This window comes from Micromonospora sp. NPDC000668, from assembly GCF_042897975.1.
In the GTDB taxonomy this organism is placed as follows: Bacteria; Actinomycetota; Actinomycetes; order Mycobacteriales; family Micromonosporaceae; genus Micromonospora.
The window spans coordinates 210,887-236,356 of the sequence record NZ_JBIAYP010000007.1; the positions used below are offsets into that span (position 1 = coordinate 210,887).

The 25,470-nt window shown below is 71.6% G+C and carries 24 protein-coding genes; 11 read left to right on the top strand and 13 right to left on the bottom strand.

The annotated features are described in order from the left end of the window. Window positions 1-6: 6 nt before the first annotated feature. Window positions 7-3,537 (bottom strand): DNA polymerase III subunit alpha, encoded by a 3,531-nt coding sequence (gene dnaE, locus ACFY29_RS31130; RefSeq protein WP_386991825.1) that lies wholly within the window; start codon window positions 3,535-3,537, stop codon window positions 7-9. A gap of 134 nt (window positions 3,538-3,671) precedes the next feature. On the opposite strand from dnaE, the gene ACFY29_RS31135 reads away from it, so the two are divergent. Beyond that, complete coding sequence (locus tag ACFY29_RS31135) at window positions 3,672-4,292, top strand: L-threonylcarbamoyladenylate synthase (RefSeq protein ID WP_386991827.1); 621 nt, start codon at window positions 3,672-3,674, stop codon at window positions 4,290-4,292. 6 nt (window positions 4,293-4,298) lie between these two features. Here the strand turns inward: ACFY29_RS31135 and ACFY29_RS31140 are convergent, their stop codons facing one another. Then, window positions 4,299-5,474, bottom strand: a complete 1,176-nt coding sequence (locus tag ACFY29_RS31140; protein WP_386991829.1) for a low temperature requirement protein A — start codon at window positions 5,472-5,474, stop codon at window positions 4,299-4,301. Between the two features lie 125 nt (window positions 5,475-5,599). Here ACFY29_RS31140 and ACFY29_RS31145 point away from each other — a divergent pair, with 125 nt between their 5' ends. The 6 genes from ACFY29_RS31145 to ACFY29_RS31170 all read left to right on the top strand — a co-directional run bounded on the left by ACFY29_RS31145 (window position 5,600) and on the right by ACFY29_RS31170 (window position 11,088). Further along, a complete protein-coding gene (locus ACFY29_RS31145) occupies window positions 5,600-5,941 on the top strand; it encodes a PadR family transcriptional regulator (protein WP_110564981.1) in 342 nt (113 codons plus the stop codon). Continuing rightward, entirely contained in the window at window positions 5,938-6,891 is a 954-nt protein-coding gene (locus ACFY29_RS31150; RefSeq protein WP_386991832.1) for a permease prefix domain 1-containing protein, read from the top strand. Before ACFY29_RS31145 ends, ACFY29_RS31150 begins: the two co-directional genes overlap by 4 nt. Before the next feature lie 131 nt (window positions 6,892-7,022). Further along, entirely contained in the window at window positions 7,023-8,336 is a 1,314-nt protein-coding gene (locus tag ACFY29_RS31155) for a sensor histidine kinase (RefSeq protein WP_386991833.1), read from the top strand. Between the two features lie 23 nt (window positions 8,337-8,359). Beyond that, the gene (locus ACFY29_RS31160; protein WP_328426450.1) at window positions 8,360-9,055 is read left to right on the top strand and encodes a response regulator transcription factor; all 696 of its coding nucleotides are present in this window, start codon (window positions 8,360-8,362) and stop codon (window positions 9,053-9,055) included. Between the two features lie 81 nt (window positions 9,056-9,136). Further along, the gene (locus ACFY29_RS31165) at window positions 9,137-10,030 is read left to right on the top strand and encodes an ABC transporter ATP-binding protein (RefSeq protein WP_386991835.1); all 894 of its coding nucleotides are present in this window, start codon (window positions 9,137-9,139) and stop codon (window positions 10,028-10,030) included. Then, window positions 10,027-11,088 (top strand): ABC transporter permease, encoded by a 1,062-nt coding sequence (locus ACFY29_RS31170; RefSeq protein WP_386991837.1) that lies wholly within the window; start codon window positions 10,027-10,029, stop codon window positions 11,086-11,088. Before ACFY29_RS31165 ends, ACFY29_RS31170 begins: the two co-directional genes overlap by 4 nt. Before the next feature lie 59 nt (window positions 11,089-11,147). Here the strand turns inward: ACFY29_RS31170 and ACFY29_RS31175 are convergent, their stop codons facing one another. The 3 genes from ACFY29_RS31175 to ACFY29_RS31185 form a co-directional block, all read right to left on the bottom strand. Continuing rightward, window positions 11,148-11,759 (bottom strand): DUF402 domain-containing protein, encoded by a 612-nt coding sequence (locus ACFY29_RS31175; RefSeq protein WP_386991839.1) that lies wholly within the window; start codon window positions 11,757-11,759, stop codon window positions 11,148-11,150. 2 nt (window positions 11,760-11,761) lie between these two features. Continuing rightward, complete coding sequence (locus ACFY29_RS31180) at window positions 11,762-12,514, bottom strand: YebC/PmpR family DNA-binding transcriptional regulator (protein ID WP_121654488.1); 753 nt, start codon at window positions 12,512-12,514, stop codon at window positions 11,762-11,764. A 231-nt stretch (window positions 12,515-12,745) separates the two neighbouring features. Continuing rightward, window positions 12,746-13,387 (bottom strand): NADPH-dependent FMN reductase, encoded by a 642-nt coding sequence (locus tag ACFY29_RS31185; RefSeq protein WP_386991841.1) that lies wholly within the window; start codon window positions 13,385-13,387, stop codon window positions 12,746-12,748. 101 nt (window positions 13,388-13,488) lie between these two features. Here ACFY29_RS31185 and ACFY29_RS31190 point away from each other — a divergent pair, with 101 nt between their 5' ends. After that, window positions 13,489-14,343 carry a helix-turn-helix transcriptional regulator gene (locus ACFY29_RS31190; RefSeq protein WP_386991843.1) on the top strand — a complete coding sequence of 285 codons (855 nt, stop codon included), beginning with the start codon at window positions 13,489-13,491 and terminating at the stop codon, window positions 14,341-14,343. Between the two features lie 17 nt (window positions 14,344-14,360). Here ACFY29_RS31190 and pdxT read toward each other — a convergent pair whose 3' ends face one another. From pdxT to pgsA, 6 genes are all read right to left on the bottom strand, one after another. Further along, entirely contained in the window at window positions 14,361-14,966 is a 606-nt protein-coding gene (gene pdxT / locus ACFY29_RS31195) for a pyridoxal 5'-phosphate synthase glutaminase subunit PdxT (protein WP_328426449.1), read from the bottom strand. A gap of 5 nt (window positions 14,967-14,971) precedes the next feature. After that, window positions 14,972-15,889 carry a pyridoxal 5'-phosphate synthase lyase subunit PdxS gene (gene pdxS / locus ACFY29_RS31200; protein WP_386991845.1) on the bottom strand — a complete coding sequence of 306 codons (918 nt, stop codon included), beginning with the start codon at window positions 15,887-15,889 and terminating at the stop codon, window positions 14,972-14,974. Between the two features lie 138 nt (window positions 15,890-16,027). Continuing rightward, on the bottom strand, window positions 16,028-16,531 hold the full coding sequence (locus ACFY29_RS31205) for a hypothetical protein (protein WP_386991847.1): 504 nt from the start codon (window positions 16,529-16,531) through the stop codon (window positions 16,028-16,030). 83 nt (window positions 16,532-16,614) lie between these two features. After that, window positions 16,615-17,775: a glycosyltransferase family 4 protein gene (locus tag ACFY29_RS31210; RefSeq protein WP_328425934.1), complete on the bottom strand. Its 1,161-nt coding sequence runs from the start codon at window positions 17,773-17,775 to the stop codon at window positions 16,615-16,617. 73 nt (window positions 17,776-17,848) lie between these two features. Beyond that, on the bottom strand, window positions 17,849-18,781 hold the full coding sequence (locus ACFY29_RS31215; protein WP_386991849.1) for a phosphatidylinositol mannoside acyltransferase: 933 nt from the start codon (window positions 18,779-18,781) through the stop codon (window positions 17,849-17,851). A 46-nt stretch (window positions 18,782-18,827) separates the two neighbouring features. Further along, on the bottom strand, window positions 18,828-19,457 hold the full coding sequence (pgsA, locus tag ACFY29_RS31220) for a phosphatidylinositol phosphate synthase (protein WP_328425930.1): 630 nt from the start codon (window positions 19,455-19,457) through the stop codon (window positions 18,828-18,830). A 250-nt stretch (window positions 19,458-19,707) separates the two neighbouring features. On the opposite strand from pgsA, the gene ACFY29_RS31225 reads away from it, so the two are divergent. Beyond that, window positions 19,708-21,864, top strand: a complete 2,157-nt coding sequence (locus ACFY29_RS31225; RefSeq protein ID WP_355605604.1) for an elongation factor G-like protein EF-G2 — start codon at window positions 19,708-19,710, stop codon at window positions 21,862-21,864. 503 nt (window positions 21,865-22,367) lie between these two features. Here the strand turns inward: ACFY29_RS31225 and ACFY29_RS31230 are convergent. Then, window positions 22,368-23,426, bottom strand: a complete 1,059-nt coding sequence (locus ACFY29_RS31230; protein WP_386991852.1) for an aldo/keto reductase — start codon at window positions 23,424-23,426, stop codon at window positions 22,368-22,370. Window positions 23,427-23,524: 98 nt separating this feature from the next. Between ACFY29_RS31230 and ACFY29_RS31235 the strand changes: the two genes are divergently transcribed. Beyond that, window positions 23,525-24,007, top strand: coding sequence for a hypothetical protein (locus ACFY29_RS31235; RefSeq protein WP_386991854.1), 483 nt, complete (start codon window positions 23,525-23,527; stop codon window positions 24,005-24,007). Between the two features lie 37 nt (window positions 24,008-24,044). On the opposite strand, the gene ACFY29_RS31240 is transcribed toward ACFY29_RS31235, so the two are convergent. Continuing rightward, a complete protein-coding gene (locus ACFY29_RS31240) occupies window positions 24,045-24,557 on the bottom strand; it encodes an HIT domain-containing protein (RefSeq protein WP_355614909.1) in 513 nt (170 codons plus the stop codon). A gap of 177 nt (window positions 24,558-24,734) precedes the next feature. On the opposite strand from ACFY29_RS31240, the gene ACFY29_RS31245 reads away from it, so the two are divergent. Continuing rightward, on the top strand, window positions 24,735-25,463 hold the full coding sequence (locus ACFY29_RS31245) for a D-Ala-D-Ala carboxypeptidase family metallohydrolase (RefSeq protein ID WP_386991856.1): 729 nt from the start codon (window positions 24,735-24,737) through the stop codon (window positions 25,461-25,463). Window positions 25,464-25,470 lie beyond the last annotated feature (7 nt).

The following is a 25,470-nucleotide window of genomic DNA, read 5'->3' on the forward strand; positions in this document are numbered from 1 at the left end:
GCCCGGTCAGCTCACGTTGGCCGGGCCGAGGACGCTCTTCAGGTCCCCCATCAGCGCGGTGGTGGCCGCCACCCGGAACGGACCCAGCCGCAGGGTGGTGGTGCGCCCGCCGTTGAGCAGCTTGATGTGCACCTCGGTGTCGCCGGGGTGCAGCACCAGGGTCTCCTTGAGCTTCTCCACCAGCGGTGGCGTGCAGCGGTGCACCGGGATGGTGAGGGTGACCGGCTTGTTGGTGGCACTGGTGCTGACGTCCGGCATGGACATGTCCATCGCCATGATCCGCGGGGTGTCATCGCGGCGGTCCACCCGCCCCTTGACCACGACGATGGCGTCCTCGGCGATGTACTGCCCGATCACCTCGTACGTGTTGGGGAAGAACAGCGTCTCCACGCCGCCGGCCAGGTCCTCCAGCGTGGCCGAGGCCCAGGCCCGGCCCTGCTTGGTGACCCGGCGCTGCACCCCGGACAGGATGCCGGCGAGGGTGACCACCGCGCCGTCGGGCACCGCGCCGTCCTCTGCGAGGGAGGCGATGGTGGTGTCGGCCGCCGCGCCGAGGATGTGCTCCAGGCCGAACAGCGGGTGGTCGGAGACGTACAGGCCGAGCATCTCGCGCTCGAAGGCCAGCTTGTCCCGCTTGTCCCACTCGCTGTCGCCGATGGTGGGCATCACCGTCGTGCTGCCGGTGTCGGCATCGCCGAAGCCGGCGCCGAAGAGGTCGTACTGGCCGACCGCCTCCTTGCGCTTGACGTCGGCGTACGCGTCGATGGCGTCGGCGTGCACCGCGAGCAGGCCCTTGCGCGGGTGCTCCAGCGAGTCGAAGGCGCCCGCCTTGATCAGCGATTCGATCGTCTTCTTGTTGCAGACCACCGCGTCCACCTTGGACAGGAAGTCGTAGAAGTCGGCGTAGTCGCCCTTCTCCTCCCGGCAGCGCATGATCGAGGCGACCACGTTCGCGCCGACGTTGCGCACGGCGGCCAGGCCGAAGCGGATGTCCTTGCCGACCGGGGTGAACGGCCCGGCCGAGGTGTTCACGTCCGGTGGCAGCACCTGGATGCGCATCCGGCGACACTCGGACAGATAGAGCGCCATCTTGTCCTTGTCGTCGCCGACGCTGGTCAGCAGCCCCGCCATGTACTCGGCCGGGTAGTGCGCCTTCAGGTACGCGGTCCAGTAGGAGACCAGCCCGTACGCGGCGGAGTGCGCCTTGTTGAAGGCGTACCCGGCGAACGGCACCAGGACGTCCCAGACCGCCTGGATCGCCTCGTCGGAGTAGCCGCGCTCGCGGCAGCCGTCCCGGAACGGGATGAACTCCTTGTCGAGGATCTCCTTCTTCTTCTTACCCATCGCCCGGCGCAGCAGGTCGGCCTGACCGAGGGTGTAGCCGGCGAGGATCTGCGCCGCGCGCTGGACCTGCTCCTGGTAGACGATCAGGCCGTGGGTGGGCGACAGGATCTCCCGCAGCGGCTCCTCCAGCTCCGGGTGGATCGGCGTGATCTCCTGGAGGCCGTTCTTGCGCAGCGCGTAGTTGGTGTGCGAGTCGACGCCCATCGGGCCCGGCCGGTACAGCGCCAGGACGGCGGAGATGTCCTCGAAGTTGTCCGGCTTCATCAACCGCAGCAGCGAGCGCATCGGCCCACCGTCGAGCTGGAACACGCCGAGGGTGTCACCGCGGGCCAGCAGCTCGTAGGCGGCCTTGTCGTCCAACGGCAGGGCCAGCAGGTCGAGCTGCTTGCCGTGGTTGAGCTTGATGTTCTTGACCGCGTCATCGATGATCGTCAGGTTTCGCAGGCCGAGGAAGTCCATCTTCAACAGCCCGAGCGACTCGCAGGTCGGGTAGTCGAACTGCGTGATGATCGCCCCGTCGGCGTCGCGGCGCGTCAACGGGATGTGCTCGATGATCGGCTCGGCGGACATGATGACACCGGCCGCGTGCACACCGGTCTGCCGGATCAGCCCCTCGATGCCCTTCGCGGTGTCGATCACCTTGCGCACGTCCGGGTCGGACTCGTACAGGCCGCGGATCTCGCCGGCCTCGGCGTAGCGGGCGTGCTTCGGGTCGAAGATGCCGGTGAGCGGGATGTCCTTGCCCATCACGGCCGGCGGCATCGCCTTGGTGATCCGGTCGCCGACCGCGTACGGGAACCCGAGCACCCGGGCCGAGTCCTTGATCGCGGCCTTCGCCTTGATCGTGCCGAAGGTGGCGATCTGGGCGACCTTGTCCTCGCCCCACTTGTCGGTGACGTACTTGATCACCTCGCCGCGCCGACGCTCGTCGAAGTCGATGTCGACATCCGGCATCGAGACCCGCTCGGGGTTGAGGAACCGCTCGAAGATCAGGCCGTGCAGGATCGGGTCCAGGTCGGTGATGCCCAGCGCGTACGCGACGAGGGAGCCGGCGGCCGAACCACGGCCCGGCCCCACCGCGATGCCCTGGTTCTTCGCCCACTGGATGAAGTCGGCGACCACGAGGAAGTACGACGGGAAGCCCATCTGGTTGATGACGCCCAACTCGTACTCGGCCTGGACGACGTGCCCCTCCGGGATGCCGCCCGGGTAGCGGCGGGCCAGGCCGGCGAAGGTCTCCTTGCGGAACCAGGACTCCTCGGTCTCCCCCTCCGGGACCGGGAAGCGCGGCATCAGGTTGTGGAACTCGAACATGCCGGTCGGGTCGACCTTCTCGGCGACCAGCAGGGTGTTGCGGCAGCCCTGCTGCCACAGCTCCGAGGAGTCGACCCCGCGCATCTGCTCGGCGCTCTTGATGAAGTAGCCGCCGCCCTCGAACCGGAACCTGTTCGGGTCGTCGATGTTGCTGCCGGTCTGCACGCAGAGCAGCACGTCGTGCGCGGTGGCCTGCGCCTCGTGGGTGTAGTGCGAGTCGTTGGTGACCACCGGCGGGATGTCGAGCTTGCGGGCGATCTCGGTGAGACCCTCGCGGACCCGGCTCTCGATGGAGAGGCCGTGGTCCATGATCTCCAGGAAGTAGTTGTCCTTGCCGAAGATGTCCTGGTAGCTCGCGGCGACCTTGAGCGCCTCGTCGAACTGACCCAGCCGCAGCCGGGTCTGCACCGCACCGGAGGGGCAGCCGGTGGTGGCCATGATGCCCTCGGCGTGCTCGGCGATCAGCTCCATGTCCATCCGGGGCCACTTGACGTAGTGCCCCTCCATGGACGCGCGCGAGTTGAGGGTGAAGAGGTTCTTCAGGCCCTGCGCGTTCTTCGCCCACATGGTCTTGTGGGTGATCGCGCCGTTACCGGAGATGTCATCGCTCTTCTGCTCCGGCCGGCCCCACTTGACCCGCGCCTTGTGGTAGCGCGACTCCGGCGCCACGTACGCCTCGACGCCCAGGATCGGGGTGATCCCGGCGGCCATCGCCTGGTTGTAGAAGTCGTTCGCGCCGTGCATGTTGCCGTGGTCGGTGATCGCCACCGCCGACATGCCGAGCCGATTGGCCTCGGTGAACAGGTCCTTGAGCCGGGCCGCCCCGTCGAGCATCGAGTACTCGGTGTGCACGTGCAGATGCGCGAACGAATCGGCCATGCGTGGCGCCCCCCGGCGGTGTGGATCTTGATGGTCGGAACCGACCGGGACCTACCCTACCGAGGTGATCTCGGCGGCTCCACCGTCCGCGCCGAGGGTGGCCCGCGTCTCCTCGCAGCGCCTAGTCTCAGAGGATGGCGAGGTACTACGACGTGCACCCGGAGAACCCGCAACCCCGGGTCATCCGCCAGGTGACCGACCTGATCCGCGACGGCGGGCTGGTCGCCTACCCGACCGACTCCTGCTACGCGCTCGGCACCCAACTGGGCAACCGCGAAGGGCTGGACCGGATCCGCGAGATCCGCCACCTCGACGATCGGCACCACTTCACCCTGGTCTGCAGCGACTTCGCGCAGCTCGGCCAGTTCGTCCAGATCAGCAACTCGGTCTTCCGCCTCGTGAAGGCGTCCACCCCGGGCAGTTACACCTTCATCCTGCCGGCCACCCGCGAGGTCCCGCGCCGGATGTTGCACCCCCGCAAGCGCACGGTCGGTGTCCGTGTACCCCGGCACACCGTCACCCAGGCGCTGCTGGCCGAGTTGGGCGAGCCGCTGGTGTCGAGCACCCTGGCCCTGCCCGGCGAGGAGGAGCCGATGACCCAGGGATGGGAGATCAAGGAACGGCTCGACCACCTTCTCGACGCGGTGCTCGACGCCGGCGACTGCGGCAAGGACCCGACGACGGTGGTCGACCTGTCGGGCCCTGAGCCGGAGATTCTGCGCCAGGGTGCGGGCGACCCGTCGCGCTTCGAGTAGCGCCGCTCAGGTCGTCGCCGGCGCCTGGGCCGGATGCCGCCGGGCTCTCAGGAGTTCGCCGACGGCGACGCCCAGCAGCACGAGGCCGGCGGCAACGCTCACCGCCAGACCGGTCAGGTGCACGGCGAGCGGCCCGAGGGCGATCGCCGCGACGAGACCGACGACGTGGGACAGCGGCACGCGCTGGTAGACCTCGTGCTCCAACACCGCCCGGCCGCAGAGGAAGAGCCCGGCGCCGCCCAGGATGAGCGCGGTCATGGGGGTGCCCGGCTGCTCCCCCGGCCACGCGATGACGCGTTCGACGCCGGCGGCTGTGCCGACCACCCCGGCCACCATCAACCAGTGGGCGTACGGATTGGTCTGCACGAGCCGGCCTCGGTGAGGTGACGACTCGATGGCGGCGCGGAGCGTCGCGCCCGCTCCTCGTGCGTAACTCCACCACAGCACCACGGCCGTCAGGAACGCCGTGCCGAAGGCGCCGATCCGGCCCGCGGTGAACGGCTGGTGGCTCAGGCTGAGGACGCTCACCAGGATGAGTTCGCCCAGGGTGAGGATGTAGATCTGCTGGTACCGCTCGGCGAGGTGCTCGGGCGCCACCTGGTACTGCGGCAGGGGTGGCCGGCCGGGGATCGGGAAGCGGAACCCGAACGCGATGTAGTCGACGGCCAGCGCGGCCAGCCACACGACCAGCCGCCACCCGGGGTCGGACACCAGGCCGCCGACCACCCAGAGGATCCCCGAGCCGAGGCTCCAGACCAGGGCGCGCACGGAACGCTCCTGCTCCGACCGGCCGCGCAGGGACCGGATGAGCGTCAGCCCGCGGCCCAGGTTGATCGCGGCCCAGGTCCCGCCGAAGATCAGCCCGTGGTCGCCGAACGCGGCCGGCAGCGCGGCCGACATCAGCATGAGGCCGAACATGACACCCAGGATCAGGTACGGGATCGGTCGCTTCCGCGGACTGTAGGTGTCGGTGATCAACGTGGTGGTCACCCATACCGCCCAGAGCGTCGACAGGACGAGTAGGCCCTGGCTGATGCCGGTCCAGGTCTGGTCGGCGGCCATTTTCGCCGACGTCAACGCCAGGCCGGCGACGACGGCGAGGTCGAAGAACAGCTCCAGCAGATCCGCCCGCTGCGAGCCGCTCGGGATGCGGGTCAACGGCAGACGTGGCTCCTTCGTCACCGGCTCACCGCCATGGGGACAGCTTCACATCCAGGGCCGGACCGCCAGCCACATTCGCCGGACCCGATCGGGCACGATGTTATCGGTCTAGACAACACTGTGTGCCACACAGTATGGTGTGACACATGGTTAGCGAGGACGTTCTGAGGACGCACCTACAGGAGTTGCGTCGAGGCACCGTCGTGGTAGCCAGCCTGGTCGCGCTGCGCCGACCGGACTACGGCTACGCACTGCTGCAACGGCTCACCGACCACGGCTTTCCGGTGGACGCCAACACGCTCTACCCGCTGCTGCGCCGCCTGGAGGACCAGGGCCTGCTGACCAGCGAGTGGAACACCGAGGAAAGCCGGCCGCGCAAGTTCTACCGGACCAGCGACGAGGGCGAGTCGATGCTGAGCCGGCTCCTCGACGACCTCGCCGCCGTACAGACCTCTATCACCGGGCTGATCCAAGGAGTAGACCGATGAACACCCTGACCGACCGCTATCTCGCCGCCACCCTGCGCTCGGTGCCCACCCAGCGCCGGGACGAGATCGCCACCGAGCTGCGCGCCTCGATCGAGGACATGATCGAGGACCGGGCCGGCGGCGGCCAGGACACCACCACCGCCGAGCGGGAGGTGCTCACCGAGCTGGGCAACCCGGACCTGCTGGCCGCCCGGTACACCGACCGACGGCTGCAGCTCATCGGCCCGACCTACTACCTCGTCTGGCTGCGGCTGCTGAAGGTGCTGCTCAGCCTCGTCCCGGCGATCGTCGGCACGGTGGTCGCGGTCATCGACGTGGCGGACGGCAAGGGCTTCGGGGCCATCGGCTCCGGCATCGGCACCGCCATCGAGGTGGCCGTGCAGATCGCCTTCTGGCTCACCCTGACCTTCGCCCTCATCGAGCGCTTCCAACCCGTCTCCGGCCTGCCCGACTGGACCGTCGACCAGCTGCCCGACGTCCCCGCGCACCGGGACATCTCTCTCGCCGACACCATCGCCTCGGTGGCCATGCTGGCGCTGGCCATCGGCTACCTGCCCTTCCAGCACTACCAGTCCTGGGTGCACGAGACCGACGGTGGCAACATCCCGATCCTCGACCCGGCGCTGTGGTCGTTCTGGTTGCCGGCGCTGATCGCGGTGCTGTTGGCCACCATGGTGTTCGAGATCGTCAAGTACCGGATCGGGCGCTGGACCTGGACCCTGTTCGGGGTGAAGGCCCTGCTCAACCTGGCGTTCACGGTGCCGGTGGTGTGGTTGGCGCTCTCCGACCGGCTGCTCAACCCGGCCCTGGGCGATCGGCTGAGCTGGCTGGCGGAAGGGGACAACCGGAACACCCTCGGAGCTGCCATCGCGGTGGGCGCGGCCGTGGTGCTGGTCTGGGACCTGATCGACACCGCCACCAAGAGCCGCCGCCAGTCGGCGCGGGCGTGAGCAGCAGCCGACCAGGCGGCCCGGCGCGGACTCCGCGCCGGGCCGCCGCCTGTCCACCGGACCAGGCCACCGTCGTACGGACCGGCGAGCGGCCGTGGCGGTTGGCGTGGCCGGCGTGGCATCGTTCCCGGATGACCGTGGCACAGCGTGACGAATGGCGTCGCCCGGCTCCGACACCGGAGCAGCGCCGGATCGATCTCTGGATCGGGCTGGCGGTGACCCTGCTGGCACTGGTGAGCCTGACCCTGGCGCGCAGCACCGGGGCGTTCCTGCTGGGCCCGCCGCCGTCCGGGCCGGAGCAGGTGCTCTGGACCGTCGCGGTCACCCTGCCGCTGATCTGGCGGCGGCGCTGGCCGGCCGCCACCCTGCTGGTCGTCTCGGTGGCGTTCATCGCCGCGCAGGCACGGTCGGCTCCGGAAACCCAGCTCTCCTCGTGGGCGCTGTTCAGCGCCCTCTACACCGTCGGCGCCTGGGGACGGGACCGCCGGCTCGCCCGCCAGCTGCGGATCGGCGTGATCGCCGCCATGTTCGCCTGGCTGGGTCTCTACTACGCGGTGAGCATCGGCCACATCCCGCCCGGCGCCTTCTCCGACGCGGTCGGGCCAGTGCCACCGGTGCTCGCCGCGATGGTGAGCGGCGTCCTGATCAACGGGCTGTACTTCGGCTTCGCGTACTTCTTCGGTGAGACCTCCTGGGTGGCCGCGCGCCGCGAGCACGAGCTGCGCGCCCAGGCCGAGGAGCTGCGCCGGTCGCAGGCCGAGGCCCGCGAACGGGCGGTGCTCGGCGAACGGGTGCGCATCGCCCGGGAGCTGCACGACGTGGTCGCCCACCACGTGTCGGTGATGGGGGTGCAGGCGTCCGCGTGCCGCCGGGTGTGGGACCGCGACCCGGGCAAGGCCCGGACGGCGCTGAGCGCCATCGAGCAGAGCGCCCGCACCGCCGTCGACGAGCTGCGCCGGATGCTGGGCGTGCTGCGCGCCCCCGACGGCGACACCGCGCCACCGCCGCCGTCGACCGGGACGGTCGACCGGATCGACGAGCTGGTCGAGCGGGCCCGCGCCGCCGGGCTCACGGCCACCGTCGGGGTGTACGGCGAACCGGTCCCGCTACCCGCGTCCGTCTCCCAGACGGCGTACCGGGTGGTGCAGGAGGCGGTGACCAACACGCTGAAGCACGCCGGGGCCGGTCTGCTCGACGTGCGGATCCGCTACCTGGCACGAGAGGTGGAGCTGGACGTGAGCGACGACGGACGGACCGGTACTCCGCCCCACGCGGACGGGCTCGGCCTCATCGGCATGCGGGAGCGGGTCGCCGCCCAGGACGGCGTCCTGGAAGCCGGCCCGCGCCCCGGCGGCGGCTGGCGGGTCCGCGCCCGACTACCGCTGCCCGCCGAGACGTCGAGGCTGGGCGAAACCGCCGCGGCCGGCGCGGGGTGGTCGGCGTGACCGCCCCGCCGGCCGACGCCACGCTGCCGGGCGCGGACGACCCGATCCGGGTGCTGCTCGCCGACGACCAGCACCTCGTCCGCACCGGCTTCCGGGTCATCCTCGAGGTGGAGGACGACATCGAGGTGGTTGGCGAGGCGGCGGACGGCGCGCGCGCCGTCACCATGACCCGGGCCACCCAACCGGACGTGGTGCTGATGGACGTGGAGATGCCCGGGATGGACGGGCTGGAGGCCACCCGGCGGATCACCGGGGACGGGCCTGACGCGCCAGCGGTGCTGATCCTCACCACCTTCGACCGCGACGACTACCTGTTCGCCGCGCTGCGGGCCGGGGCCAGTGGCTTCCTGCTCAAGAACGGCACACCGGAGGAGCTGATCGAGGCGATCCGGGTACTGGCCAGGGGCGACGGTCTACTCGCCCCGGAGATCACCCGTCGGGTGATCTCCACCTTCGCCCGCCCCGGCGACCCGACGGGCACCGCCCACCAGGGGCCGGCCGCCGAGGCCGCACTGCGCGAGCTGACCCCGCGCGAACGGGAGGTGCTGGTGCTGCTCGCCGCCGGATCCAGCAACGCGGAGATCGCCACGACCATGCACCTGGGCGAGGCGACGGTGAAGACACACGTGAGCCGGGTGCTGGCCAAGCTCGGCCTACGCGACCGGGTGCAGGCGGTGGTCTTCGCGTACGAGAACGGGGTGGTCCGTCCCGGCGGCTGACCGGCATCCGCCGCGAGGTGGACCCGCCGGCTCACCCGCCGGGCGGACGGCGGACCGACGTGTTCTCTCTACCGTGGGTGCGTGACCAGAACGCTCCGCCTCGACGGCGTCGACCGCAGCTTCGGCGACCGGCAGGTACTCAAGAACGTCTCCTTCGAGGTGGCCGCCGGCCGGATGACCGGCTTCGTAGGCGCCAACGGCGCCGGCAAGACCACCACCATGCGGATCGTCCTGGGCGTGCTCGCCCCGGACGCCGGCGAGGTCACCTGGCAGGGTGCCCAACTGACCCGGGAGGACCGGCAGCGGTTCGGCTACATGCCGGAGGAACGCGGCCTCTATCCGAAGATGAGCGTCCGGGAACAGGTGACCTACCTGGGCCGCCTGCACGGGCTGAACGCGGTTGCGGCCCGGCGCAGCACCGACACGCTACTGGAACGGGTCGGGCTCGACGAACGCGGCGACGACCTCCTGGAGACGCTGTCACTGGGCAACCAGCAGCGCGCCCAGATCGCCGCCGCGCTGGTGCACGACCCCGAGGTGCTGGTGCTCGACGAGCCGTTCTCCGGCCTGGACCCGCTGGCCGTCGACACGGTCGTGACGGTGCTGCGGGAGCGGGCCAAGGCGGGCGTGCCGGTGCTCTTCTCCAGTCACCAGCTCGACGTGGTCGAGCGACTCTGCGACGACTTGGTGATCATCGCGGACGGCACGATCCGGGCCGCCGGCAGCCGGGAGCAACTGCGCGCGACGTACACGGTGCCCCGGTTCGAGTTGGTGGTCGACACCGACGCGGGTTGGCTGCGCGACCAGCCCGACGTGACGCTGGTGGACCTGGACGGCGCCCGCGCGGTCTTCGACCTCGCGCCGGGCGCCGACGAGCAGGCCGTGCTGCGGGCGGCCCTGGCCCGGGGCCCGGTGCGCGCCTTCCGCCCGGTCACCCCCTCGCTCACCGAGATCTTCCGAGAGGTCACCCAGTGAACACCTACCAGGCCACCCGGCTGGTCGCCGCCCGCGAGATCCGGGTCAAGCTGCGCGACCGTACCTTCCTGTTCGGCACGCTCTTCTTCCTGCTGATCGCCGCAGCCGGCACGATCCTGCCGCCGTTGCTCTCCGGCGGGCCGGCGAGTGTCGCGGTCACCCAGGACGCCGCCGGCCCGCTGCGGGCCGCCGGCCTCGACGTCCGCGTGGTGCCCGACGACCGCGCCGCCGAACAGGCCGTCCGCGACGGCGACGTGGACGCCGCGGTGGTCTCCGGCCCGGCGGTGCTCGCCATGGACGAGGCCCCCGACGACGTGGTGCAGGCGTTGAGCAGCGCTCCGCCGCTACGGCTGCTGGACCCGGACGCGGTCGACCCGGTGGTGGCGTTCCTGGTGCCGTTCGTCTTCGCGTTCGTCTTCTTCCTCACCTCGCAGACCTTCGGCCTGCAGATCGCGCAGAGCGTCACCGAGGAGAAGCAGACCCGGATCGTGGAGATCCTGGTCGCGGCCATACCGGTACGGGCGTTGTTGGCCGGCAAGGTGATCGCCGGCGGCATCCTGGCGCTCGGGCAGATCGCGCTGATCGCCCTTGTCGCCGTCGTCGGCATGCAGATCGGGGACAGCGGCGACCTGCTCACCCTGCTCGCCCCGGCGATCGGCTGGTTCGTGCCGTTCTTCCTGCTCGGCTTCGTGCTGCTGGCCGCGATGTGGGCGGCGGCCGGAGCACTGGTCAACCGGCAGGAGGACATCGCCGGTGTGTCGACGCCGGTGCAGCTCGCCGTCATGCTGCCGTTCTTCGCGGTGATCTTCTTCAACGACAACCCCGCCGCCATGAAGGTGCTGTCGTACCTGCCGATCTCGTCGCCGACGGCGATGCCGCTGCGGCTCTTCACCGGGGACGCGGCCGGCTGGGAGCCGATCGTCTCGCTGGCCATCCTGCTGGTCGGCGCCTGCGCCTTCGTGGTCGCCGGGGCCCGCATCTACGAGGGGTCGCTACTGCGGACCAACGGCCGGACCTCCCTGCGCGCCGCCTGGCGCGAGCGGGAGACCATCGGCTGACCGGTGACCGGCCCGGGCGGGCGTCGGTGTCCTGATCGGACACCGGCGCCCGTTCGCGCTCAACGGGCGGGCGGCACCCGGTCCCAGCCGGCGGGCAACCGAGGCACCGGCCAGGACGGGTCGGGCCGCCAGCACGCCCACGCCGGGTCCCACCAGCATTGGCCCGCGTCGAGCAGCGCGGCTATCCGGTCGCCCTCGCCACGGATGGCTTCCGCCATCCCCGGGTAGCGCCCCTCGACGAGGCGCTGCGCGAACATCTCCACGTCCTTCCAGACGTACCGGTCGGCGTCCGCGCCCCACCACAGGTCCAGCTCGTGGTCCAGGGTGTCCACCCCGATCGGGGTACGCCGCAGCGGATCCTGGAGGTTGAAGTACCAGCCGGCGAAGTCGCGCTCCGGGCCCGTCCAGAAGACGTCCACCGAGTGCGCCTCGCCGGGGCGTTGCAGCATCAGCTTGCCGTGCCCCTGCCAGGCGCGGTGCCCGGCGGTCTGCCAGGGGTGCCGCCCGCACGGAAAGGTGCCGGACTCCGGGAAGCCGAACTCGGCACCCGGTGGGAGGTAGAGAGCGAGCAGATCGGGCGAGTCCTCGACGCAGATCGTCGGGCAGCCGAACCAGACCTCGCCGAGCAGAACCTCGCGCCGGACGACCACCTCGCCCGGCGCGAACCGCACGGTCAGGCGTCCACCGCGGCCATCACGTCGTCGCTGACGTCGAAGTTCGCGTAGACGTTCTGCACGTCGTCGCAGTCCTCCAGAACGTCGATCAGCTTGAAGATCTTGCGCGCGCCCTCCTCGTCCAGCGGAATGTTCATGCTGGGGATGAGGGAGGACTCCGCCGACTCGTACTCGATGCCAGCGTCCTGAAGCGCGGTGCGGACCGCGATCAGGTCGGTCGGCTCGGAGACCACCTCGTACGCCTCACCGAGGTCGTTGACCTCCTCGGCGCCGGCGTCGAGGACGGCCATCATCACGTCGTCCTCGCTCGTGCTCTCCTTGGGGACGATCACCACGCCCTTGCGGGAGAACATGTACGACACCGAGCCGGCGTCGGCGAGCGAGCCGCCGTTGCGAGTCAGCGCGGTGCGCACCTCGGTCGCCGCCCGGTTGCGGTTGTCCGTGAGGCACTCGATCAGCATCGCCACGCCGTTCGGGCCGTAGCCCTCGTACATGATGGTCTGCCAGTCGGCGCCGCCGGCCTCCAGCCCGGAGCCGCGCTTGACCGCGCGGTCGATGTTGTCGTTCGGCACCGAGCTCTTCTTCGCCTTCTGGATGGCGTCGTAGAGCGTCGGGTTGCCGGACGGGTCACCACCGCCGGTCCGCGCGGCCACCTCGACGTTCTTGATCAGCTTGGCGAACATCTTGCCGCGCTTGGCGTCGATGACGGCCTTCTTGTGCTTGGTCGTCGCCCACTTTGAGTGGCCGGACATCTGTTACCTCCGTTGCTACCCGCCGTCTGCATCGAGGGCACCGCGCACGCCCCGCTTCCGCCGGCGCACGCGGAGGTGCCGGTCAGCTCTGGTGGAAGCCGTGGCGGGCAGATGGCGCTGCCGAATCTCGGCAATCCTACCGACGTCCCCGGGGTCGCTGTCATGCACCGCGCGTGGCGGCTCCGCCCCGTCCGCTCCAATCGGAGCAGACGGGACGAAAATCCCGGACGGCTACGACGACCCCAGCAGGGCCCGGTCCGCCGGGCGCAGCGCCCGCGACCAGGTCACGACCTCGGCGAGCATGGTCGACAGCTCCGCCTCCCGGCCGTCGCCCGGCGCGAAACGGCCGGCGGTCCGGTCACCAGGGTCGGCCCCGGTGAAGTCGAAGTCGGTGAAGATCGACAGTGCCACACCCGTCGGCACCACCACGGTCCGCACCTCGGTGAGGATCGCCCGCAGGTGGTCGGCGGCCCGATTGCCGCCCTGCACGCCGTAGCTCAGCACTCCGGCCACCTTGCCGGTCCACTCCGCGTACAGGTAGTCGATGCCGTTCTTGAGCGCGGCCGGTATCGAGCGGTTGTAGTCCGGGGTGACGAAGACGAAGGCGTCGCAGCCGTCCACCACAGCCGCCCAACGCCGAGTGTGCGGGCGCCGGTAGTCGCCGAACAGCGCCGGCACCGGCTCGTCGAGCAGTGGCAATGCCTGCTCCGCGAGGTCGACCAGCGTGAAGACGGCGTCCCCGGCGCGTACCGCCTCGTGCCGCTCAGCCACCTCCATGACCCAACGGGCGACCGCCGCGCCGCGCCGGCCGGGCCGGGTGCTGCCCACGATCAGACCGACCCGCAGCGGTCCTGTGCTCTGTGCGTCTCTCATGACCACGATCCTGCGGGCGACGGGACGGGGCGGGGAGACCGCCGCGAGGATGGCCTTGCCAGGGCCACCCTCCGACCGGCGCCGGCTGCCAGACTGGTTCGGTGATTGACGGAGAGCTGGGTGCGTTCCTGCGCAGTCGCCGCGAGGCGCGGCGGCCAGCCGAGGTCGGCCTCGCCGAGGGTCCCCGCCGACGCACCCCCGGGCTGCGCCGGGCCGAACTGGCAACGCTGGCGCAGGTCAGCGTGGAGTACCTGACCCGGCTGGAGCAGGGCCGCGACACCCGGCCGTCGCCGGAGATCCTCGCCGCGCTCGCCGACGCCCTACGCCTGGACAGCGCCGACCGGGAACACCTGCGGCAGCTCGCCTCGGCCCAGCACGCCCGACAGCTGTGCTCGGGCGACCGGCCGACGGTTTCCCGCACCGTCCGGCCAACGGTCCGCGCGATGCTCGACGCGCTGCGCGACACCCCGGCGTACGTGCTCAACCGGCTCGGCGACGTGCTCGCCTGGAACGAGCCATTCGACCTGCTGGCCCGCCCGCTCGGCCTGCTGGACGGGACGCGACCGAACCTCACCTGGTGGGTGCTGACCGACGAGCGGGCCCGTGCGTACTACCCGCAGTGGTCGGCGCTGGCCGACCAGCAGGTCGCGGAGCTGCACCTGCTGCGCCGGGGCGACCCGGCCAGCGACGCCTTCGCCGAGCGGCTGGCCCGTACGGTGGGCGCGCCGTTCACCGACCGCTGGCGGCGGCGGCCGGTCACCGCCGCGCGTACCGGCCTGCTGACGGTGCGCCATCCGGAGGCGGGGCTGTTGCGCCTCAACGTCGAGACGCTGGAGCTGACCGAGGCCGACCCGCAGCGACTGGTGGTGCAGTTGCCCGCCGACGCCGCCACGGCGACCGCGCTCGACCAGTTGGCGGGTCGCCGCCCGGGGCAGCTACGCGCGGTCGCCGGCTGAGGCGACGGGTCACGCCGTCAGGAGGCGGTGCGGATCATGTCCACGAAGTACGCGTGCACGCGCAGGTCACCGGTCAGCTCCGGGTGGAACGAGGTGGCCAGCAGATTGCCCTGCCGGACCGCCACGATCCGGTCCGCGGCCGGGCCACCGGTCACCTTCCCGATCACCTCGACGCCGTCACCGACCCGCTCGACCCACGGGGCGCGGATGAACACCGCGTGGAACGGCTCGCCCTCGACTCCGGCGATCTCCACCGGCGCCTCGAACGAGTCGACCTGCCGGCCGAACGCGTTCCGTCGGACGGTCATCTCGATGCCGGCGAAGCCACGCTGGTCCGGCCGGCCGTCGAGCACCTCGGTGGCCAGCATGATCATGCCGGCGCAGGACCCGTAGACCGGCATACCGTCGGCGATCCGCTTGTCGATCGGCTCGCGCAGCTCGAAGATGTCGGCGAGCTTGCTCATGGTGGTGGACTCGCCCCCGGGGATGACCAGCCCGTCGACCGCGTCCAGCTCGGTTGGACGGCGGACCGGGCGGGCGTCCGCGCCCACCGCGGCCAGTGCCGCCACGTGCTCGCGGACGTCCCCCTGGAGTGCGAGCACACCGATGGTGGGGGCGCTCAGGGCGCTCACCAGCCCCGCTCGGCCAGACGGTGCGGCTGCGGGATCTCGTCCACGTTGATGCCGACCATCGCCTCGCCGAGACCGCGGGAGACCTTGGCCAGCACGTCCGGGTCATCGTGGAAGGTGGTGGCCTTGACGATCGCGGCGGCCCGCTGAGCCGGGTTGCCGGCCTTGAAGATGCCGGAGCCGACGAAAACGCCCTCCGCGCCGAGCTGCATCATCATCGCGGCGTCGGCCGGGGTGGCGATCCCACCGGCGGTGAACAGCACCACCGGTAGCTTGCCGTTCTCGGCGACCTCCTTGACCAGCTCGTACGGGGCCTGAAGCTCCTTGGCCGCGACGTACAGCTCGTCGGTCGGCAGGTTGGAGAGCCGGCGGATCTCCTGGCGGATCTTGCGCATGTGGGTGGTGGCGTTGGAGACGTCACCGGTGCCCGCCTCGCCCTTGGAGCGGATCATGGCCGCGCCCTCGGTGATCCGGCGCAGCGCCTCGCCCAGGTTGGTCGCACCACAGACGAAGGGGACCGTGAAGGCCCACTTGTCGATGTGGTTGGCATAGTCAGCCGGGGTCAGGACCTCGGACTCGTCGACGTAGTCCACGCCGAGCGACTGGAGGATCTGCGCCTCCACGAAGTGGCCGATGCGGGCCTTGGCCATCACCGGGATGGAGACCGCCGCGATGATCCCGTCGATCATGTCCGGGTCGCTCATCCGGGACACCCCGCCCTGCGCGCGGATGTCGGCGGGCACCCGCTCCAGGGCCATCACCGCGACGGCGCCGGCGTCCTCAGCGATCTTGGCCTGCTCGGCGTTGACCACATCCATGATCACGCCACCCTTGAGCATCTCGGCCATGCCCCGCTTGACGCGGGCGGTGCCGACGACGGGGGTGGTTCCGGTGTTCGGCGCGGTGGTTTCGGACACGGGTCAGCGCTCCTCGGGACGTGCTCTGGGGGTGGCAGGAAAAATGCTACGCGGAGGTCAACGCCGTTCCGACAGCCAATCAGACCCCCGGTGGCCTGCGTAGTGGCAACGGTCACCGGCCCGCCGAGCAGCTCCCGATCAGTTCGCCGGCACGTCCGTGGGAACGGCCAGGGTCGGGTCGTCGATGTCGAAGTAGCGCGGCCACTCCCGGCCCCGCCCCATCCGCAACAACCGCACCAGCGGCCGGCTGCGCGCCGACCGGGCGTCACGGACCAGGTCGGTGTGCACCTGCCGGGACAGCGCGAGCCGGCGACTGGCGGCGATAACCGCCCCGCAGTCCGGATCGGCCGGATCGAGCTGCACCGCGCGGAGCTGCCGGGTCAGGTCGTTCTCGGCGGCCTCCCGCTCGTCCGGGTGGGCGTCCAGGGCGATCCGGGCCGCCGCGTACAACTCGACGCCGAAGTGCCGCTCAGCCAACACGGCGGCGGCCGCCGCCCGGCGCAGCAGGTGGGCGTCGAGGGCCCGCGCCGCCAGCTCCGCGCGGCCCTGCAGCCGCTCGACCCGCCCGGCGGTCCAGATCAGGTACGCCGCGACCAGCCCCACGACCAGGCTCGCGGCCACCACCCACCACATGTGCGGCATCGTAGTGCTGCTCCGTTTCCGTCCGTCCGGGCGCGGTCGCGCCGAAAACCCCGGTCACCACCCGCACCATGCGTCACACCGGCTCAGCCCAGCCCCACCCATTCCTGGTCGATGACCCGCCCGTCGGTTGCCTCGATCGCCGCTGCGTATACCTCCAGAACGCGGCGAGCAACCACCGGCCAGTCGAAATTCGCCACGACCTGATCACCGCAGGCGCTCAGCACGGCCCGGCCGGCCGGATCGTCGAGCAGATCGGCCAGCGCGTCGCGCAACCCCGCCGGGTCGCCGGTGGGGAAGAGCCGCCCGGCCCGGCCGCCGTCGAGGACCCGCCGGAACGCGTCCAGATCGCTGGCGACCACCGTGGTACCGGCGGCCAGGGCCTCGGTGAGGATCATGCCGAACGACTCGCCGCCGGTGTTCGGCGCCACGTAGAGGTGCACGCTGCGCAGCATCCGCGCCTTGTCCGGCTCGGACACCAGGCCGAGGAAGGTCACCCGGTCACGCAACTCGGCCGGAAACCGGTCATACAGGTCGTCGGGGTCGCCCGGGCCGGCGACCAGCAGCCGCAGCTCGGGGCGGGTGGCGGCCAGCTCCACGAACGCGTCACGCAGCACCGGGAAGCCCTTGCGCGCCTCAGTGAACCGGCCCAGGAAACCCAGCGTGCCGCCGGTGCCCGGGGTGCACTCCCCCGGCCAGCCGGGCAACGGCTCAGCGTCGGCGAACTTGGCCACCGCCACCCCGTTGGGAATCTCCACGGCGCCGCCGTCCATGTGCTCGACCTGCACCTTGCGGGCCAGCGCGCTGACCGCGATCCGGGCGGTGATCCGCTCCAGCACGATCTGCAGCACCCCCTGCGCGGCGGCCAGCACCCGCGAACGGGTCATCGCGGTGTGGAAGGTGGCCACCACCGGGCCCCGGGCGGAGAGCACCGCCAGCAGCGACAGGCTCAGCGTGAGCGGCTCGTGCACGTGCAGCACGTCGAAGTCGCCATTGGTGATCCAACGCCGGACCCGGGCGGTGGAGACCGGGCCGAACGCGATCCGGGCCACCGAGCCGTTGTACGGCAGCGGCACGGCCCGGCCGGCGGAGACCACGTACTCCGGCAGCGGGGAGTCCTCGTCGGCCGGGGCGAGCACGCTGACCTGGTGGCCGAGCGTGATCAGCGCCTCGGCGAGGTCCATCACGTGGTTCTGCACCCCGCCGGGGACGTCGAAGGAGTACGGGCAGACGATGCCGATCCGCATACGTCAGCGCCCCTCGCCCGCGACTGCGGGGCTCCGCTGCGGTGCACTCCTCGCGCTCACCGTGCCCACCCCCTCAGGCCTGACCGGCGGCCGGCGAGGGCAGCGCGGTGCCGCCCCCCGTCCCCCGCTGGTCCAGCCACATCCGCTGCAACATGTGCCAGTCTTCCGGATGCCGGGCGATACCCGCCGCCAGACGGTCGGCGATCAGCTGGGTCAGCGACCGGACCCGCTGGTCCAGCGGCCCCTCCTCCGGCCCGGGTACCGGCAGCGGGCCGGCGAGAGATGCGCACGCCCTGTCCGGTTCGTACCACATCGATGCCACGTAGAGCGGGGCGCCGGTGTGCAGCGCGAGCAGCGCCGGCCCGGCGGGCATCCGGGTCTTTCCGCCGAAGAAGTCCACCTCCACCCCTCGGGCGGAGAGGTCCCGGTCGGCCAGCAGCGGCACCACCGCGCCGGCGCGTACCCGGTCCAGCAGCACGTCGAACGCCGGACGCGACCCGCCGTGGGTCGGCAGGATCTCCATTCCCAGGCGCTCTCGGAAGGCATAGAAACGCTCGTACATACCCTCCGGCTTGAGCCGCTCCATGACCGTGGTGATCGGCCAACCGGTGGCCGCCACCCAGGCACCCGCGGCGTCCCAGTTACCGGCATGGGGTAGCGCCACCACGGCGCCCCGGCCGGCGGCCACGTCGGCGGCAAGCAGCTCGGCGCCGTCGAGCCGGAAATTGGCCAGGATCTGCGCCCGGCTCATCGAGGGCAGCCGGAACGCCTCCATCCAGTACCGGGCGTACGAGCGGAGCCCGCGCTTGACGAGATCGTCCAGCTCGGCCTCGGGCAGCTCCGGGCCGACCACCCGGCGCAGGTTCGCGCGCAGTCGAGCCGTACCCCCACCGGCGCGGCGGTGGGCGCGGTCCGCGCCCGCCTGGAACGCCGCGGCCACCAGCGGCCGGGGCAGCGCACGGATCACCCGCCAGCCCGCGACGTAGCCCAGCTCGGTGAGGTTCACGCGGCCCGGCCGCCGGTCGTCCGACGCCGGGTCGCCGGCGCTCCGCTCACGCCTGGCCGTCCGGCTGGAGCTGCTGGGCCTGGCGGTAGACGTGTGCCATCCGCTGCCCCACCGTGAAGATCGACACGGCGGCGAGCAGCCAGAGCGCGATCTCCAGCGCCGGGTCGACACCGACGCCGGTGAGGATCCCACCGACCCCGACGATCAGCAGCCGCTCGGTTCGCTCGGCGATGCCCACGTTGCAGGTCATGCCCAGTCCCTCGGCGCGGGCCTTGACATAGGAGACCAACCCGCCGGCGGCCAGGCAGAGCAGCGCGGCGGCCACCCCGGAATGGTCGTTCTGGGTGGCCAGCCAGTACGCGACCGCGCCGAAGACAGCGCTGTCGGCGACCCTGTCCATGCTCGAGTCGAGGAACGCGCCGAACCGGGTGGAGCCGCCACTCATCCGGGCCATCGTCCCGTCGAGCAGGTCGGTGAGCGCGAAGAAGGTGACGATTAACGCGCCCGCGACCAGGTGGCCGCGGGCACCGAAGCCGAGCGCTCCGACGAGCACACCGACGGTGCCCGTAACGGTGACGGCATTGGGGGTGACGCCTGCGCGGAGCAGTGCGCGTGCGATCGGCTCGACGACGCGGGTCATCCCCGCGCGGGCCGACACTTGGAAGATCTTCGCCATGGCGGTCCCCACGATAACGGTCCGCCCAGCTCCGGCGATACGGACGGTCCGGTCGACCCGCGCGGGGCAGGCTTGTGCCTACCCGGCAACGGGTGTGAGATCGAGCCTGGAGGTGAGCCAGCTCACCTGCCCGCCCGTCCCGTTCCCGCTGTGCAGCAGACCACCGGAGGATATCGCCGCGCACTTGCCTCGGGCCGCTTCCCGTCGCGCGGCGGTCGCCACCAACCACCGGCTGAGGGAGGTGCGCCCCATGGCGCAGAAGAGTCAGGAGAAGGGTCCCACCGGCGGCACGCCGGTGGTGACGGAACCCGGCACGGTTCGCAACGTGGTGCTCGTCGGGCACTCCGGAGCGGGCAAGACGACCCTGGTCGAGGCGTTGCTCGCGGCGACCGGCACGATCAGCCGGGCCGGCAACGTGGTGGATGGCACCACGGTCGGCGACCACGACCCGGCAGCCGTCCGACAGCAGCGCTCGGTGAGCCTGTCCTGTGCGCCCCTGCTGCACGACGACATCAAGGTCAACCTGCTCGACACCCCCGGGTACGCCGACTTCGTCGGTGAGTTGCGCGCCGGCCTGCGGGCCGCTGACGCCGCGCTCTTCGTCGTCTCCGCCGTCGACGGGATGGACGCGGCCACCGCGGCGCTCTGGGAGGAGTGCGCGGCGGTCGACATGCCCCGGGCCGTCGCGGTGACGCGGCTGGACCACCCACGCGCCGACTTCGACAACGCGGTGGCGCTCTGCCAGCGGGTCTTCGGCGACAACGTGATGCCGCTCTACCTGCCGATGCTCGGCGACGACGGAGTCTCCACCGTCGGCCTGCTCGGCCTGATCACCCGCCGGGTCTTCGACTACACCGCCGGGCTTCCCGCGGACGTACGCGATCCGGACCCGGAGCACCAGCCGGCCATCGACGAGTCCCGCAACGAGCTGATCGAGGGGATCATCGCCGAGAGCGAAGACGAGACCCTGATGGACCGCTACCTCGACGGCGAGGAGATCGGCACCCAGGTGCTCATCGAGGACCTGGAGAAGGCGGTCGCCAGGGGCCACTTCTACCCGGTGATGCCGGTCTGCGCGGAGACCGGCGTCGGGCTGGACGCGCTGCTGGAGGTGCTGACCGCCGCGTTCCCGTCGCCGCTGGAGCACGAACTGCCGGCGGTGACCGGCGTGGACGGCTCACCGCGCCCGCCGCTGACCTGTGACCCGGACGGGCCGCTGGTCGCCGAGGTGGTCAAGACCACCGTCGACCGGCACGTCGGGCGGGTCTCGCTGGTCCGGGTCTTCTCCGGCACCCTGCGCCCCGACCAGACCGTGCACGTCTCCGGGCACGGCATGGCTGAGCGCGGGCACCCCGACCACGACGCCGACGAGCGGGTCGGCCACATCTACACCCCGCTGGGCGCCACCCTGCGCGAGGTGTCGCTCTGCGTGGCCGGCGACATCTGCGCGATCACCAAGTCGGGCAGCGCCGAGACCGGCGACACCATCTCGGCCAAGGACGACCCGCTGCTGATCGCGCCGTGGGAGATGCCGGAGCCGCTGCTGCCGGTGGCGATCGTCGCCCGGAGCCGCGCCGACGAGGACGCGTTGGCCCGCAACCTGGCCCGGCTGGTCGCCGGTGACCCCACGCTGCGGCTGGAGCGCAACCCGGAGACCCACCAGCTGGTGCTCTGGTGCATGGGCGAGGCGCACGCGGACGTGGTGCTGGACCGGCTGCGTGCTGGCGGCGTGGAGCTGGACACCGAGCCGGTCCGGGTGTCACTGCGCGAGACGCTGACCGTGCCGGCGAAGGGGCACGGCCGGCACGTCAAGCAGTCCGGCGGCCACGGCCAGTACGCGGTCTGCGACATCGAGGTGGAGCCGCTACCCCGGGGCGGCGGCTTCGAGTTCGTCGACCGGGTGGTCGGCGGCGCCGTGCCCCACAACTACATCCCGTCGGTGGAGAAGGGCGTCCGCGCCCAACTGGAGCGCGGCCTGGTCGCCGGCCACCCGGTGGTGGACCTGCGGGTGACCCTGGTCGACGGAAAGGCGCACAGCGTCGACTCCTCCGACGCGGCCTTTCAGACCGCCGGCGCCATGGCGCTGCGCGACGCCGCCGAGCGGGGCCAGCCGGCGCTGCTGGAGCCGATCGACGAGGTGACTATCCGGGTGCCGGACGGCTCGGTGGGCGCCGTGATGGGTGACCTGTCCGGCCGGCGCGCCCGGGTGCTCGGCACCGAGCCGGACCAGGACGTCGAGGGCCGCACCCTGGTCCGCGCCGAGGTGCCGGCCAGCGAGCTGCTCCGCTACGCCGTCGAGCTGCGCTCGATGACCGCCGGCACCGGCACCTTCCGCCGCCACTTCGTCCGCCACGACCCCATGCCCGCCCACCTGGCCGACCAAGCCCGCAAGGAACAAACCCCCTAACCCCGCGCCCGCCCCGCCCCGCCCACCGCAACTCCATGATTGGGTGGAGCGGCCGGCAGGGGCGGGTGGGCTTCACCATGCTTAGGCCCTGTCGAGCTGCCCCAGATTTGGGGCAGAGCCGCCTACGCGCACGGAGACGCGGACGGAAGCACCACCCCGGACTTCGGGGCAGAGCTCCCGGCGCGCACAAAGACCCTGCCGGAGGCGCTGCCCCAGATCTGGGGCAGCTCGACACGGAAGCACCACCCCAGACTTCGGGGTAGAGCTCCTGGCGCTCACAAAGACCCTGACGGAGGCGCTGCCCCACATATGGGGCAGCTCGACAGCGAACAGCACCGGCAACAGTGCGAGCGCAGGCCCGGGTCAAGGGTCCGTGATGGGGTCAGTAGGACGAACCGACAACGAACAGCAACAGCGCGTGCCCGGGTCAGAGGTGCACGGTGGGGTCGGTAGGGCGAGCCGACGGCGGACAGCACCGGCAACGGTGGGGGCGGGTGCCCGGGTCAGGGGTGCGTGGTGGGGTGGGTGGGGCGGGGCCAGTGGGGGCGGTCGGCGTCCCGAAGGGCGGCGGTACGTAGGGCGGCCAGCTGGCGCTCCACCTCGGCGAACTGGTCCGGCGGCAGTGGACCCAGGTGCAGCGCGGCGGCGTTCTCCTCGACCTGAGCGACGGTACGGCAGCCGGGGATCGGGATGGTGCGCCCACTGCGCGCCCAGATCCAGCCCAGCGCTCCCTGCGTCAGGGTGCGCCCGTCGGCGGTGAGCGCGGCGCGTACCGCCCCGACCCGGCGCAGCCACTCCGGTGCCGGCCGGCCACCGCGGAACCACTCCAGCCAGCCCGGGGTCAGCCCGCGCACGTCGTCGCGGGGCAGCGTCGAGGCGGCCGAGTACTTGCCCGTGAGCAGCCCCATCCCCAGCGGCCCCCGGTTGACGCTGGCCAGGTCGTACTTGTCGCAGACGGCGAGCAGCTCGGGGGCGTCGCGCAGCACCGACAGGGTGTGCTGCACGGCGGTGGCACCGGCGGCGGCGTGCCCGAACGCGGTGGCCCGGTCGGGGCGGTCGGTGCTCCACCCGTACGCCCGGATGAGGCCTTCGGTCACCAGGTCCTCGCAGGTGCCGATCAGGGCCTCCGCCCGGGGCACCGGCAGGTCGGCCAGGTGCAGTTGGTAGAGGTCGATCCGGTCGGTGCCCAGCCGGCGCAGCGAGTCGGTCACCGCCCGCCGCAGGTACGCCGGCGACGCGTCCTCCCCGGTTGCCTGCCGGCTCGCCTCGTCGAAGGTGTAGCCCCATTTGGTGGCGATCACGGCCTCGTCGCGGCGGCCGGCGAGCGCCCGGCCGAGCACCCGCTCCCCGTGCCCGGCGCCGTAGGTGTCGGCGGTGTCAAAGAGGGTCACGCCCAGGTCGAGCGCCCGGCGTACCGCTCGGGCCGACTCGTCGTCGTCGACCGCGCCCCAGCCCAGCGGCTGGGTCCCCTCCGCCCAGGGGCCGCCGATCGCCCAGCACCCCATGCCGAGGGCGCTGACCTCGATGCCGCTGCGCCCCAACGTCCGTGTCGTGACTGCCATCGAACGATCGTGCCACCTCCACCAGCGCGGGGCGTAGCACTTCCCGAGCCGGGGACGCCGGGGCGCGGCGTCCGCTGCGGTGCGGCATGATCAGCCCCATGCGGCGGTTGGGTGTGGACATCGGCGGCGTGATCATCGAGCCGGCCGACGAGGACGCCGACACGTCCTTCTTCGGCGAGCACTACCTGCGTACCCCCAGCGTCGACGGGGCTTTCGACGCGCTCGGCGCGCTCGGTCCGGTGTTCGACGAGGTGCACCTGGTCTCCAAGTGCGGCGAGTCCACCGAGCGGCGGACCCGGGAGTGGCTGGCCCACCACGACTTCCCGGCCCGCACCGGCATCCCCGTCGAGCGGGTGCACTTCTGCCGGACCCGGCCGGCCAAGGCGCCGATCGCCCAACGGCTCGGGCTGACCCACTTCGTGGACGACAAGCTGGAGGTGCTCGGCTACCTCGACTCGGTGCCGCACCGCTACCTGTTCCGACCCCGCCCGGCGGAGGTGGCCGCGCACGCCGCGCTGCTGCCCGGCGTACACCGGGTGCAGAGCTGGCCGGAGCTGACCGCCGTGCTGCGCGCCGGCTGACCGCGCCGGCGCGCAGGCCGCGCGGCGGCCCGGCGGGTCAGGACGGCCAGGCGCGGGCGATCAGGTCGCGGGTGTCGCCGAGCAGTTGCGGCAGGACCTTGGTGCGGCCGATCACCGGCATGAAGTTAGCGTCGCCGCCCCAGCGCGGCACGACGTGCTGGTGCAGGTGCGCGGCGATGCCAGCGCCGGCCACCCCGCCCTGGTTCATCCCCAGGTTGAAGCCGTGCGCGTTGCTCACCTTGCGGATCACCCGCATCGCGGTCTGGGTGTACGACGCCAGCTCGATGGTCTCCGCGACGTCGAGCTCGGTGTAGTCGGCGACGTGCCGGTACGGGCAGACCAGCAGGTGCCCCGGGTTGTACGGGTAGAGGTTGAGCACCGCGAACACGTGCTCGCCGCGGGCCACCACGAGGCTCTCCTCGGGCGGCAGCCCGGGGCCCCGGCAGAACGGGCAGCCGGTGGGCTTCTCGTAGCCCTCGGCCGGGCGGTCCTCGCCGGAGATGTAGGTCATCCGGTGCGGCGTCCAGAGCCGCTCCAGGCCGTCCGCCATGCCGCCGATGTCCGTGTGCCGTTCCGCCCCTGTCACGAGCCGATCCTACGGAGCAGCCCGGGACGGCTGCGACACCCGCCGCTGGGAAACTCCATTGCTGGAAGTTATTGACGGATCGAGACCTAGATCTGAAGATTCCATGCATCCAGATATTTCCATGCACTGATGGAGGGTTTCATGATCCGACGGCTCGGCAGATTCCTCGCGGCACTTGCGCTGACCGCCGCCACCACAGTGGCCGGCATCACCGTCTCCGCCGGCCCGGCGCTTGCCGACGGCTGCTACACCTGGGGTCGCGCCCTGTCCCAGGGGATGACCGGCGAGGACGTCCGGCAACTCCAGATCCGGGTCGCCGGCTACCCCGGCTACGGCGCCGTGCTCACCCTCGACGGCTCGTACGGTCCGGCCACCCGGTCCGCGGTGATCCGCTTCCAGCAGGCGTACGGGCTGAGCGCGGACGGCGTCGCCGGCCCGCAGACCTTCAACCGGCTGTACGCGCTGCAGGACGACGACTGCACCCCGGTCAACTTCAGCTATGCCGAGCTGAACAACTGCAACAGCACCTGGGCCGGCGGCGCGGTCTCGGCGAGCACCGCGCGGTTCAACGCGCTCGTCTCGATGTGGAAGCTCCAGGCCCTGCGGCACGCCCTCGGGGACGTGTCCATCGCGATCAGCAGCAGCTTCCGCAGCTATGCCTGCAACAGCGCGGTCGGCGGGGCGTCAAACAGCCGACACCTGTATGGCGACGGGGTGGACCTGGTCGGGTCCCCGTCGTTCTGCCGGCTGGCCCAGCAGGCCCGCTACCACGGCTTCGGGCAGATCCTCGGCCCCGGCTACCCGGACCACAACGACCACACCCACGTGGCGGCGGTCGGCGGCTGGTCGGCGCCGAACTGCGGCATCTGACACCCGG